The following is a 13130-nucleotide window of genomic DNA, read 5'->3' on the forward strand; positions in this document are numbered from 1 at the left end:
CCGTTTTTACAATAACGAGCGATTACAGGCAAAACTAAATGGCCTCAGTCCCATGGAATTCAGGACCAAGGCCGCTTAACCGATTTTTATTTTTTTGTACTGTCTACTTGACGGGGGTCAGTTCAATTAGAGTCAGCCTTTTAACATTTGATACGATTATGCAGACATTCTGCGGCATTCGTCAGCACATTTTCGGCAAGCATCTGCACAATCTTTGCAATGCGCGTCTTGGAATTTCGCACACTCCGTTGCACAAGCATCACAGATGGTTGCACATACCTGGCATAGTTGTTTGGCATACATGCTTCCGCGAGACATCCATTGGGAAGCCAACGCACAAATATCCGCACAATCACGCAGCATATTGATGCAATGAACTCTTGCTTGAACATCAGCTTCCTTTAAACAAGAAGTTAGACATTCTTCACAAGCCTGCATACATTTGTTGCAAGCATCAATGCAGGTTTGAAATTGAGTTACAGACGAGTCTACAACCGTCGGCATAGTTATTCCCCCCTTTCTTAAGTTGAATCCTAAAATAATTTTTGCTGAGTTTCGATTTTGTACACATGGAATTTTTTAACACCAAGATTAAGAACTGCGGCGCAATCTAAACAAAAAGGACCACAGATAATTAACTGTGATCCTTTTGTTTTTTACAAATTACTCTGGCTTATTTCCCGCGTTCGGGTCCACTGTGAAATCCGGTTTGAACCCTTCATAGTTGACTTGTGTCACCATGCCTGAGGAAGCGTGGCCCAAGTCATGGCAATGGAACATCCAGTTTCCGGTGTTGTCCGCCTTAAAAGCAATTTCGTACTCCTCGCCGGGCAGTATATTCAGAGTATCCTTAATCAATGGAGAACCTGAGATCGGTTGACCATTTTTGCTTAACACTTGGAAGAAATGTCCGTGCAAATGCATCGGATGCAAGTCTTCAGGGGAGTTATTGATCAATTTCACTTTAATCAGGTCCCCCTCTTTCACCTTGATCGGATCTGTATCAGGGAACGTTTTGCCGTTAATGGTGTAGATGAAGTGACCATCGGCAGTGGCCGTATTTAAATCCATTGTATATTCAAGGTCGAATTTATCATTTAGAGAAAATTGAGCTTTGGCAGCTTCGCCGTACCGGGTCATATTGATAACAGGCCGTTGCTCATTGTCTGGGGTATAGTTACCTTTCGCTCCTTCATAAACGATCGGTATCGTAAGGGTGGAAGCCCCTGGATTTTTGCTTTGCTCTCCCAACAGCCATACCCCTGGATTATCTGCGACAAATTCAATATCGTAACGTTCGCCCGGAGCGATGTTTAACAATTGGCCGCTGACCAACGGAGGATTGTTAATAGGTTGTCCGTCTGAAGAAATGATTTTAAACTCATGTCCTTGCAGATAGAGCGGGTGAGACAAAAATCCTGCGTTGATCAATCGGATGCGTACCGTTTCGCCTTCTTTAACCGTCAACGGCTCGATGGAAGAACCGGATTTCCCGTTTGCGGTAAAGATGGTGTACATCATTGGCATCATTTCCGCATCGCTCATCATTCTGCCTGTACCTGTTGAACCCATATTCATTTTGCTGTGATTCATGGAACCCATATTGCTATGATCCATAGATCCCATGTCCATCGTACTCATGTTCACTGAACTGTGATCCATCTCTCCGTCTTCCATCCACTCATCCAAAACAATTGTGTAGTCACGGTCCGCCTTCTTCTCTTTCGGATCCTCCACAATGAAAGAGCCGTAAAGACCTTTATCGACCTGCACCACGCCTTCTTGATGGGAATGATACCAATAGGTGCCGGGAACAGTCGCTTTAAATTTATAAGTAAAGCTTTTGCCAGGTTGAACGGCATTCATCGTGACACCCGGAATCCCGTCCATGTTGTTAGGTACCGGCAATCCGTGCCAATGAATCGTTGTCGGTTCATCTAATTCGTTCTTCAGGGTTATCTCAACTTCATCTCCGAGTTTTACTCTGATTTGCGGACCGGGAACGGTACCATTAAAGGTCATAGCGGTACGCATATTGGTTTCGTTGACCATCAGATGGCTTTCTTTTGCAGTCAAGGTGAATTTTGTACCGGTAAGAACTTGAGGAGATCCTGCTGGCTCATCCATATTCTGAACCTTATTCATCCCGGGCATATTGCTATGATCCATGTGATTCATTTGATTAGGATCGCTTTTACTTGTGTCGCTCTGGCCCATTTGCATATTGCTGTGATCCATACCTTCCATGTTGTCCGTATTGTCCGTGCAGCCGGCAACGATCAAAAGGGAAGCTGCTATTGCTCCTATTGTTAACATTTTTCGATTCCATCGCTTCATCGCTGCAACCCTCCATCATTTGTTTAATAACGTCTGTATCTGTATGATAAAAGGTAAATGTGCAGAAACTGTGCAAATTATGAACAAAATGAAATAAGCGGTCATCAACGGAGGTGGAATTCATGCATACCATCCTGATTGTGGATGATGAGGAACCGATGCGCGAACTGCTAAAGGTGCATCTTCTCGGTGCTGGATATCAAGTAGATGAGGCCAAAGACGGAATGGAAGCATTGGATAAATTAAAGAAATCCTCCAACTACAGCGCACTGATTGTCGATTGGATGATGCCGTTTATGGATGGAATAGAGTTGACCAGAAGGATTCGCGAAATCAGCTCCGTTCCAATCCTGATGCTGACAGCCCGTAGCGAAACTTCGGATAAAGTGAAAGGATTTTCATACGGAGCCGATGATTATGTGACAAAACCTTTTGAAAGCGCCGAGTTACTTGCACGCATTCAAGCGTTATTGAGGCGCAGCCCGACTCTAAATCAAGAATCATACGATGTTTTGTTATATAATGGCATGACTTTAAATCCGAACGATCGTACGGTCTCACTTCAGGGAAGTTCGGTTGTACTCACGCAGCATGAGTTTGAGATTTTATGGAATATGGCAAAACACCCCAAGCAAATATTCAGCCGTTCGCATCTTATCGAGCTCATCTGGGGTGAAGATTTCCAAGGGGATGAACGAACCGTTGACTCGCATATTCGCAATCTTCGCGGCAAGTTGAAAAGTATTGGGGCGAGCGATTTCATCAAAACGGTTTGGGGGGCAGGGTACAAATTACAATGAAACCATGGAAACGCATGAGAATTCATCATAAATTAGGTCTATCGATCTTCGCCTTCATCATGATTTTAGTCTTCGTATTGGAAATCATTGTATATAACGTGTTTACCCGGTTTTATGTTCAGCAGCTCGCAGACGATATGATCCACCGTGGGCACAGTCATGCAACGGCCCTTCAAGAACATTGGTCAGAAGAGACATTGCGGCACGTCGCGGAAATGGAATCGTATTCCCGCTATGTGGTCGCTGTCATTGACAGCCGCGGTGAGATTCTGATTTCCTCTCAACCCCTTCAACCAACGCAGATGGAGTATGTAAAGAATTTTGATACGGTTTCGGAATATGAATGGGTGGTAAGAGATTGGCGACGTCAACCCTATTTGATTTCACAATCTTCCGTCTTGGACGGTAATGGTAAATTAATCGGGTATGTCGTGATGTATGCTTCCACAACGCCAATCCGCGAAGCCATTTACTCATTACGAACTTTAATGTTCTTATTTTCCGTGGTCTCGTTAATCATCATCTTCGTCTTGGTTTTCCTATTTTCGAATTGGATTTCCAAACCGCTTGTTGCGATGAGAAATGCTGTTCGGAAGTTAACACGAAACGATTACAACTTCTCACTTCCGATATCCGCCAGAGACGAGATTGGTGAACTGAATCAGTCCATTATGGAGCTTTCCGGTGAACTGAAACATTACCGAACTGAGCGGGAAGAATTTTTGGCTGAAATTTCACATGAGCTTCGTACCCCCATCACCTATATTCGGGGCTATGCCGATGTTTTGCAACAAACATCGGTAAAAGATGAGGATCGGCGTAAATATTTGCGGTTTATTCGCGAAGCTGCAGATCGGTTGCATCGGTTAATCGGTGACTTGTATGATATGTCGAAACTGGACCAAGTGAAGGTACAAATCGATAAACAGGAAATGGATCTTGTGCCGTTTATTCGCCAAATGAGAGAAGAACAGATGGAGAGGTTTATGGAAAAAGGGATTGATCTTCAAGATGATCTTCCATCCACGCCGGTGCGGGTTCAGGCGGATCGGAATAGGCTGGCACAAGTGATCATGAACTTGCTGGAGAACGCGAGGAAATACACGCCCGAAGGAGGCAGTGTTCGCATTCGACTGAGCAAAGAACAAAGAGAAGCGCTCATTCAGATTCAGGATACCGGGATTGGCATTCCGGATAGTGAATTGCCGCATATTTGGCGGCGGTTTTACCGGGTCGAAAAATCAAGATCGCGTGATTATGGCGGAGCCGGTCTTGGTTTATCCATTGCCAAGAGAATCATTGAGCTGCATGATGGAACTATAACGGTGAACAGCAAGGAAGGGATCGGAACAACTTTTCTTATTCGACTGCCATTGGAATGAGAAATAAAGGATTATTGACATACCTAAGGGGGGTATGGTACATTTGCGTTGTGAGGTGATACACCGATGAATCAGGACGAATTGTTAGAAGAAACGGGTGAAACTCATTGTTCCTCATGCCATGAACGGAAAAGCCATCATTCAGTGAAGACCAAGAACAATCTAATCTCCCGTCTGAACCGAATTGAAGGCCAAATCCGCGGCGTCAAAGGAATGATCGAAAAAGACACGTACTGCGATGATGTGCTAAACCAGATCGCGGCGATCCAGTCCGCCCTGAATAGCGTAGGTAAGCTTTTGCTTGAAGGACATATGAAGAGCTGCATCATCGAACGCATTCAGGCGGGGGAATACGACGTCATTGACGAATTGTTGGTTACTATGAACAAATTAATGAAATAATAATTCCTACGGAGGGATTTCGAATGAAACAAGTAACGTTGCAAGTGAAAGGTATGTCTTGTCAACATTGTGTAAACTCCATTGAGAACGCATTGAAACAAGTCGGAGCAAACGGCAAAGTCGATTTAAAGAGCAATTCGGTAACGGTCGAATATGATGAAAACAAACTCACCCTTGACGCGGTGAAGGAAGCCATCGAAGAACAAGGGTACGATGTTGCGTAATGATTAGTGGGGCCGCTCACTGGTGGCCTTTCTTTGTACAACAAGATATACCCCACATGGGTATAGTATCGGGAGTGAGTGGATATGGAATCCATCGAGGCGAAAGATACCAAGCAAACAACACTTCAAATTACCGGCATGACATGCGCTGCGTGCGCAAACCGGATCGAGAAAGGGTTAAGCAAGCTGGAAGGCGTCTCTTCTGCAAATGTCAATTTTGCGATGGAAAAAGCCAGCGTTACCTATGATCCGTCCATTATTGATATCCCCCAATTGGAACAAACCATTCAACAATTGGGTTATGACACCGTGAAAGAAGTTGCCCAATTCCAGCTTGAAGGCATGACGTGCGCAGCATGCGCCAACCGGATCGAAAAAGGACTTAACAAGCTTCCGGGTGTCACTAACGCAACCGTCAACTTTGCAATGGAAACGGCACGTGTTGAATATAGGCCTGGCGAAGTCTCTGTCGCCGAAATGCAGAACAAAGTCAAACAACTTGGCTATAAAGCGATTGTCAAACAAGAAGAAGCGGATGCAGGCGATCACCGCCAGAAAGAAATCCAGCGTCAGAAGCGGAAACTGATCGTTTCGGCGATCCTTTCGCTCCCGCTCTTATGGAGCATGGTCGGGCATTTTGCGTTTACATCCTGGATCTATGTGCCGGACTTGTTCATGAATCCCTGGTTTCAACTTGTATTGGCTACCCCGGTGCAATTTATCATCGGCCGGCATTTTTATATTGGGGCCTATAAGGCTCTGCGAAACGGCAGCGCCAACATGGATGTGCTGATCGCGCTTGGAACGTCAGCCGCGTACTTTTACAGTGTGTATCTGACGCTAAATTGGTACTTTGCGGGCGGAGACGTTCATCACGGGCCGGCTCTGTACTATGAAACAAGCGCGATTTTGATTACGCTGGTCATTATGGGTAAATTGTTCGAGTCGTTAGCAAAAGGTCGGACCTCGGAAGCCATCAAATCGCTGATTGGATTGCAGGCAAAGACGGCTTTGGTTGTTCGGGATGGTCAGGAAATTACGGTTCCGGTGGAAGAAGTGTTGAAGGGAGATATCGTACTGGTCCGCCCCGGAGATAAAGTTCCGGTAGACGGTGTGGTGCTGGAAGGAGTATCGTCCGTAGATGAATCGATGTTAACCGGTGAAAGCATTCCTGTGGAAAAGAAAGCCGGGGATACCGTCATCGGGGCAACGATCAATAAAAACGGTATGCTGCGAATTCAAGCAACAAAAGTCGGGAAAGAAACCGCGCTCGCCCAAATCATCAAGGTTGTTGAAGAAGCGCAAGGCTCAAAAGCGCCTATTCAGCGGGTAGCGGACCGCATTTCCGGCATCTTCGTTCCGATTGTGGTTGCAATTGCGGTAGTTACTTTCTTCGTTTGGTATTTTCTCGCAGCTCCGGGGAATGTGTCGGAAGCTTTGGAAAACGCCATTGCCGTTCTCGTCATTGCCTGCCCATGCGCGCTGGGGCTCGCCACTCCAACTTCCATCATGGCGGGGTCCGGACGCGCGGCCGAATACGGCATCTTGTTTAAAGGCGGAGAGCATCTGGAACAAACGCATCAAATCGATACGATCATTTTGGATAAAACGGGCACCGTGACGAAAGGGAAGCCTGAATTGACGGATGTGTTGGCGGAAGACGACGAAACAGAGTTTCTCAAGCTTGTCGGCGCGGCGGAGAAAAATTCGGAACACCCGCTGGCTGAAGCGATTGTGAGCGGCATCCGCGACAAACAGATCGAACTGCCCGAGCCTCAGTCTTTCGAAGCGATCCCGGGCTACGGGATTAAGGCTGAAGTGAACGGGAAAGAAATCTTAATCGGGACACGCCGCTTGATGAATCAATATCATGTTGACGCTGAACAGGCTTATGAAACGATGGCCCGGCTGGAGGAGTCGGGTAAAACGGCTATGCTGGTCGCGGTTGACCGCCGTTATGCGGGAATGGTTGCTGTGGCGGATACGATTAAAGATACGTCGAAAGCGGCTGTCAGCCGGCTGAAAGACATGGGGATTCAAGTGATCATGATCACCGGCGACAACGAACGTACAGCGAAAGCAATTGCCGCCCAGGTCGGCATCGACCATGTGCGTGCGGAAGTGCTGCCGGAAGGCAAGGCGGAAGAAGTAAAGAAACTGCAAGCCGAGGGCAGAAAAGTTGCGATGGTTGGTGACGGGATTAACGATGCGCCCGCGCTTGCGACAGCCGACATCGGAATGGCCATCGGAACGGGTACGGACGTCGCGATGGAAGCGGCTGATGTGACCCTGATGCGCGGGGATCTTTCCAGCATCCCGGACGCGATTTTAATGAGCCGCAAGACGATGAGCAACATCAAGCAAAATTTGTTCTGGGCGCTTGGGTATAACACGCTGGGCATCCCGATTGCGGCTGTCGGATTGTTAGCGCCATGGGTAGCAGGTGCGGCGATGGCGTTAAGCTCCGTTTCGGTCGTTCTGAATGCGCTGAGGTTGCAGCGCGTTAAGATCCACCAGTAATAAAACGAGGGGAGAAGAATCATGGGGGACACAACAAAATTGCAGTGGCCCCCCCGGTGCAGGTTGGGGGAAGCCTATTTACACCGGAGCAGTTGGCTAAGATCGGTTCGATTGTCGGTTCCAATGCGAAAATTGAAATGACGCCTTTTAAACAACTCTATGTGGAGGTGCCTTTCGATCGGCGTGACTTGATCCAGGAGGAGCTGGAGCGTGCAGGACTCGAGGTGTACCCGGCCGGATTTCTCACGAAAAGCCTGATTGCTTGCAATTTTTGCAAGGGTGCGGAGGACGCGGGTCTGGAAACGGCTCGAAAGCTCAATCAAGCGATTGCCGGCATTGAAACGCCAACTCCCCTTAAAATTGGCTATGCCGGCTGCGCGCTCGGCACCAGCGAGCCTTTGCTGAAAGATATCGGGGTCGTCAAAATGAAGGATATGTTTGATATTTATATAGGCGGGGAACCGAAAGGGCTCAAAACGGCAATAGCCCAAAAGCTCGTCTCCGGATTGACGGAAGATCGGCTGGTTCCGGTCATTAGGAAGATCATCGATTTTTATATAGCTAATGCTAAAGGGAAAGAGAAATTCAGGAAATTCGTCGAGCGGGTTTCACTTGAGCAGCTGCAACAAATCACACAAAGTTGATCTGCACAAAATCTGCATATTTACGATATACCATGATATCAAATCGAAGGAGAGGAGATCTTCATATGGATTGGACTTGGCTGTTGCTACTGTTGTGCCCATTGATGATGATCTTCATGATGAAAGGGATGCATGGTACGCATGGGAAGCATGAACACCAAACAGAAAAGGAAATTTTGGAGTTAAAGAAAGAAAATCAAAGGTTGTCTCAAGAACTGGAACATCTTAGGAAAAACACAGGGTAAAATTAAAAAAACGGCGGTAAAACAGAAATTAAAGAGCTGAAAGAGGCAGAAATGGAGCACGTTCACGGTTTGGGCTGCTCATCGACGGCAACAAGCTTCTCTTTGGATATTACAACAGCGGTCATCCTGCTCCAGGCTCCAGGAAGATCCAGAGCTTAAAGGTATGGTGAAGCGGCATGTACAGTGTTTTTAGCGAGATCAGTTCGTGGATGAGCGGCCCCTTTGCCAATGTAGCCATTAGTTCGAAAATATCGTTTTTGGCGGCTTTGTTCTTTGGGTTTGCAGGATCAGTCGCGCCTTGTCAATTAACCGCCAACTTAGGCAGCATCACTTATTTTGGCAATAAATATATAAATGAAAAGTTGGCCGGCATCGAATTTCTTCTTTACTTATTGGGAAAGATCAGCGTTTATTCATTGTTTGGATGGCTGTTTTGGATATTCGGGCAGAGTGTTTCAGTTGAATCGATTCCCATATTCGTTTATGCCCGAAAGTTGATAGGTCCTTTGTTCATCCTTATGGGATTGTTCTTTCTTGGATGGATAAAGTTTAGATTCTCTTTCGGATTCAAAATGTCTTCAGGACTTGCTAAGATATCCGAGCGAGTAGGGGGAAAAGCTGGTGCATTCTTGATGGGTGTAGCATTCTCTTTAGGCTTTTGTCCCACGATGGTGCTGCTTTTCTTTGGTTGGATGATGCCAGTTGCTTTGCAGTCACCATACGGAATCATTTTACCATCCGTGTTTGCGGTTGGGACCTCTTTTCCCTTGCTAATATTTTTTGGCATTATCATTGGATTCGGCATAGATAGGACTATCGTTAAAAAAGCAAGACAATGGGGGCGCTATATTTACAAAGCGTCCGGCGTTTTTCTGATCTTGTTGGGTATTAGTGACACGATTACTTATTGGGGCATATAGAGACCTGCGTTGGGGTACATTTTGATGAGTTATTTCACAGGATAATATTAAGAGGGGCTCTGGCAGGAGCCCTTTTCTTCAGGTCAGTTTATAACCGATGATTAAAGGAGGAATGTAACTTGAAAAAAATCTTAACCTATGGCATCCTCATCGCATTTTCGATATTTGCTGCGGCATGCACGGATCAAAAAACCGATGGACAAAACAATACGGAAGGGACCTTCTCACATATTCACGGCCTGGGTTACACCGGTGATGGCAAACGCCTGTTTGTCCCTGTGCATGACGGGATCAAAATTTACTCCGATGGCAAATGGACAGATGCCCCTGGCGACAAACATGATTATATGGGGTTTTCGATGGTAAACAACGGATTTTACAGCAGCGGCCACCCGACTCCAGGTACAACTTATAAAAATCCGCTCGGTCTTGTCAAAAGTACGGATGATGGTAATTCAATCACAGTTCTGGCTTTAGAGGGAGAAACTGATTTTCATGGCATGAGTGTAAGTTATTTGACACATACTATTTACGTGTTTAATCCTGAGCCCAATTCGATGATGCGGCAGGCCGGGATGTTTTACAGTGAGAATGAGGGTAAAAGTTGGAAAAAAAGCCGGATGTCCGGAGTCCGGGGGCAAATCGCTGCGGTAGCCGCACATCCTTTACAAGCATCGGTTGTTGCTTTAGGTGCGGAAACCGGAGCTTATCTTTCGGATGATTTCGGACAAACCTTCAAACCCGTCTATCCGGACAAACCGGTTTCTGCAATTACTTTTACACATGCGGGTGATTTACTCGTTGCAACGGTGGGATCTAATTCCGATTTCGTTAAGGTAAATATGAAGACGATGCAGGTTTCTGAATTAAAGACACCGGTTGATACAGGAGATGTAATCACCTACATTTCAGAAAACCCGGTCAATGCAATGGAACTGGCCATTGCAACAGATAAGAACGATATTTACATTTCACCGGATGCAGGCACCTCATGGCGGCAGATCGCAAAACAAGGAAAACTGATCAATGAACCGTAGGGGGCAAAAAAGTTGAGAAAGTTCATCAAAGCAGGGATCGTTTCTATAGCAACAGTATTGGCTTTGTCAGGTTGCTTGAATAACTCAAATAATTCCTCTGAAGACGGTATGGGAAGCCAGGGGATGGATCATCAGACAGGGCAGGCACCCGGTTCAGCTCAAAATCAGCTTGTTACGAATACGCCTTGGATCGCCTCGAAAAATACGACACGCATCAATACAAGTGACCCGGTGGAAGCGGCGATTTTGGTATCACGAACGCTATGGATGGCAACCAGTGACGACAACCGCCCGGGCAGTGTGATTCTGGCAAACCCGGAAGAGTGGCAAACCGCTCTAGCTGCCGCGGATTTAATCCATCATCCAAGCAATGGCCCGGTTCTGTTTGTGAATCAAGAACGGATAGCCGACAGTACGCTTAACGAGCTGAAGAGGCTGAATCCAAAAGGCGTTGAGATGAATAACGGTATCCAGGTCATTTTAGTGGGTAATTTGGACCCTAAAGTGGAGGAGCAGGTAAAAAGGCTTGGATTCAAGACGGATAAGATCGAAGGCAGCAATCCCGCAGCCGTTGCGAAAGAGTTCGATGCTTATTATGCCAAGGTTGCCCAAGAAATACCTTCATCCGTGATCGTAGGCTCAATGGACAGCATGGAATATACCATGCCGGCGGTAAACTGGATCTCCCACATGCCCGAGCCGCTGTTGTATGTGAAAAAGGACGAGATCCCGCAAGAAACTGCAGGAGCATTACAGACAAGGGAAGGCAAAGCAAACATCTATATCCTTGGCCCTGAGTCGGTTATCTCTGCCCAAGTGGAAGAACAACTGAAGCAATATGGAAGAGTTGTCCGGATTGCTGGCAATGACCCATTTGAAAATGCCATTGCTTTTGCAAAGTATAAAGACAAGGGTACCGATTTTGGCTGGGGGATTACCACCCCGGGACACAATTTTTCCTTCGTGAGCCTCGATTCACCGGTTTTGGCTCTTGCGGCAGCACCGTTTTCCCATCTGGGCAAACATGCGCCGCTGCTCTGGACAAGTAAAGACCGCATGCCGGATTCTGTAATGTCCTACGTCATGTCAGTCCGACCCAAATATAAAGATTCACCGACTGAAGGGCCATATAATCACGCTTGGCTGACAGGAAGCGAAGATGTGATTTCCCTTGCAGCACAAGGAGAAATCGACTCGATGCTGGAGATCGTATCGGAATCGGGAGAAGGTCATGGCGGGCACGGAACTGCGAGTGAAACCCCGCGACCTGCAAATCCAGATGGGGGAACTGGCGGCCATGACTCGCACAATATGCCGGGGATGGAGCACTAAATTCCATGGGCAAGTGGAAACTTATATTTTAACGTGTTTCAAAGGCCACCCCTTCGGGATGGCCTCTCAAACTATTTTGATGCCGTTAGCCTATTTGTTCACATCTCCAAACGCCCTGCCAAGTGCAGCCGTTTGGAGTCCCCTTTAAACTGCATTTGCAACAAATGACCGTTACCTTTTTCTTTTACCTGATATTGAACCACTTCCTGTTTTATTCAACTCGGCATCCAGCCTAAACATCGTTCCAAATTTAGGGCATGCATCCACTTGCTTAATCAGGCCCTTGAGTAGCGAATAGTTCCGGTTGCGGCTGTCCCCCCTTTTCGACCGGCAATCCTTTTTAATAATTATCTTGTATCTGCTGACGAAACAAATCAGCCCCTGCCCGGCGTACCCATTCTGGAAGTTCTGGAGCTTGGAACCGAATCTGGCCGTGCTTTTTTTCCAGCTTGATCGTATATACATCGGTGTTGTCGATCAAATAAACGTTATCAGATAGCTGCATCGCTTTAGGAAGGTTTTCAAGCGAAGTCTTGTAGCGCTGACGAATCAAGTCTTCCGGAATGTCATGTCCACCTGTGGCCACGCGCTGTGCTACCCGTTCAATGTGAAGATAAACGGAATCCAAACCCAAAAAATACAAATTAATGTGAAATCCTTGTTCTCTGGCCGCTTTCATCTGCCGGAGTGCATTCCCGCCGCTAAGCGTCGTCTCGATTGTAAAATTTTTGCCCTTTGTAATGCAGTCATTAACCAACCGAATCGTCTGGCGGCCGGCAGCCACGTTCGCTTTAGCAGGATCGGAAGGATTCAAACGCCTCGCGATCGCGTCAGCGTCTATAATCAAAAAATCCTTGTTGTTGTGGGCTAATATTTTCGTAAGCGTTGATTTGCCTGCTCCATTGACACCGGCAAACACTGTCATCGTAGGCCTATCTTCCTGCGATATCAATCTCTTTTCGAATTCCTGATGCATCATAAATGACCTCTGTTATTCTGCCGTCTGGATACTCGCGAAACAATTTACCATTCCGCCCATAACAAATGAACGTACCCGCAGCGAAAGCCTCTTCTCTGGCTGCAGCTGCAGCACGCTTCCCCGCCTCTTCAAGTTCTTTTCGCCCTAGGTCTTTCATCGGAATGATATCCTCTCTGACTGATTCTATCCCGAAAATAATAGTCGCTAAAAAGCACAAAAAGGCCAACCCACCGTTACATCGCTTCAAATTGGAAAATGATAGGGGATTATGCGGTTTGCTCCCGTTCTTTTACCATAACGTCATATCC

The 13130-nt window shown here is 46.7% G+C and carries 15 protein-coding genes; 11 read left to right on the forward strand and 4 right to left on the reverse strand.

Going from position 1 to position 13130, the window contains the following annotated elements; all coding sequences use genetic code 11:
* Positions 1-79 (forward strand): IS3 family transposase (locus FE781_RS18240; protein WP_138790164.1); only part of this gene is annotated, 79 nt, incomplete at its 5' end.
* A gap of 77 nt (positions 80-156) precedes the next feature.
* Here FE781_RS18240 and FE781_RS16990 read toward each other — a convergent pair.
* A complete protein-coding gene (locus FE781_RS16990; protein WP_138790798.1) occupies positions 157-504 on the reverse strand; it encodes a four-helix bundle copper-binding protein in 348 nt (115 codons plus the stop codon).
* Between the two features lie 159 nt (positions 505-663).
* On the reverse strand, positions 664-2337 hold the full coding sequence (locus FE781_RS16995; protein ID WP_246068230.1) for a multicopper oxidase family protein: 1674 nt from the start codon (positions 2335-2337) through the stop codon (positions 664-666).
* 122 nt (positions 2338-2459) lie between these two features.
* Here FE781_RS16995 and FE781_RS17000 point away from each other — a divergent pair, with 122 nt between their 5' ends.
* The 10 genes from FE781_RS17000 (at position 2460) to FE781_RS17045 (ending at position 11843) form a co-directional block, all read left to right on the forward strand.
* Positions 2460-3137 (forward strand): response regulator transcription factor, encoded by a 678-nt coding sequence (locus FE781_RS17000; protein WP_138790799.1) that lies wholly within the window; start codon positions 2460-2462, stop codon positions 3135-3137.
* Complete coding sequence (locus FE781_RS17005; RefSeq protein ID WP_138790800.1) at positions 3134-4519, forward strand: sensor histidine kinase; 1386 nt, start codon at positions 3134-3136, stop codon at positions 4517-4519. The genes FE781_RS17000 and FE781_RS17005 overlap by 4 nt, the downstream gene beginning before the upstream one ends.
* 66 nt (positions 4520-4585) lie before the next feature.
* Positions 4586-4921 carry a metal-sensitive transcriptional regulator gene (locus FE781_RS17010; protein WP_246068231.1) on the forward strand — a complete coding sequence of 112 codons (336 nt, stop codon included), beginning with the start codon at positions 4586-4588 and terminating at the stop codon, positions 4919-4921.
* Between the two features lie 23 nt (positions 4922-4944).
* A complete protein-coding gene (locus FE781_RS17015) occupies positions 4945-5145 on the forward strand; it encodes a copper ion binding protein (RefSeq protein WP_138790801.1) in 201 nt (66 codons plus the stop codon).
* 84 nt (positions 5146-5229) lie between these two features.
* The gene (locus tag FE781_RS17020; protein WP_138790802.1) at positions 5230-7665 is read left to right on the forward strand and encodes a heavy metal translocating P-type ATPase; all 2436 of its coding nucleotides are present in this window, start codon (positions 5230-5232) and stop codon (positions 7663-7665) included.
* A 92-nt stretch (positions 7666-7757) separates the two neighbouring features.
* The gene (locus FE781_RS17025; RefSeq protein ID WP_246068232.1) at positions 7758-8309 is read left to right on the forward strand and encodes an NAD(P)/FAD-dependent oxidoreductase; all 552 of its coding nucleotides are present in this window, start codon (positions 7758-7760) and stop codon (positions 8307-8309) included.
* Between the two features lie 65 nt (positions 8310-8374).
* Positions 8375-8554, forward strand: coding sequence for a DUF2933 domain-containing protein (locus tag FE781_RS17030; RefSeq protein ID WP_138790804.1), 180 nt, complete (start codon positions 8375-8377; stop codon positions 8552-8554).
* Positions 8555-8763: 209 nt separating this feature from the next.
* Positions 8764-9474 carry an urease accessory protein UreH domain-containing protein gene (locus tag FE781_RS17035; protein ID WP_246068233.1) on the forward strand — a complete coding sequence of 237 codons (711 nt, stop codon included), beginning with the start codon at positions 8764-8766 and terminating at the stop codon, positions 9472-9474.
* Between the two features lie 119 nt (positions 9475-9593).
* The gene (locus FE781_RS17040; RefSeq protein WP_138790806.1) at positions 9594-10511 is read left to right on the forward strand and encodes a F510_1955 family glycosylhydrolase; all 918 of its coding nucleotides are present in this window, start codon (positions 9594-9596) and stop codon (positions 10509-10511) included.
* 12 nt (positions 10512-10523) lie between these two features.
* Positions 10524-11843, forward strand: a complete 1320-nt coding sequence (locus FE781_RS17045) for a cell wall-binding repeat-containing protein (RefSeq protein ID WP_138790807.1) — start codon at positions 10524-10526, stop codon at positions 11841-11843.
* A 340-nt stretch (positions 11844-12183) separates the two neighbouring features.
* Here FE781_RS17045 and FE781_RS17050 read toward each other — a convergent pair whose 3' ends face one another.
* Complete coding sequence (locus tag FE781_RS17050) at positions 12184-12768, reverse strand: ATPase (RefSeq protein WP_170209589.1); 585 nt, start codon at positions 12766-12768, stop codon at positions 12184-12186.
* 7 nt (positions 12769-12775) lie between these two features.
* On the reverse strand, positions 12776-12979 hold the full coding sequence (locus FE781_RS17590; protein WP_170209590.1) for a hypothetical protein: 204 nt from the start codon (positions 12977-12979) through the stop codon (positions 12776-12778).
* Positions 12980-13130 lie beyond the last annotated feature (151 nt).

The sequence above is a fragment of the Paenibacillus thermoaerophilus genome, assembly GCF_005938195.1.
Taxonomy (GTDB): Bacteria; Bacillota; Bacilli; order Paenibacillales; family Reconciliibacillaceae; genus Paenibacillus_W; species Paenibacillus_W thermoaerophilus.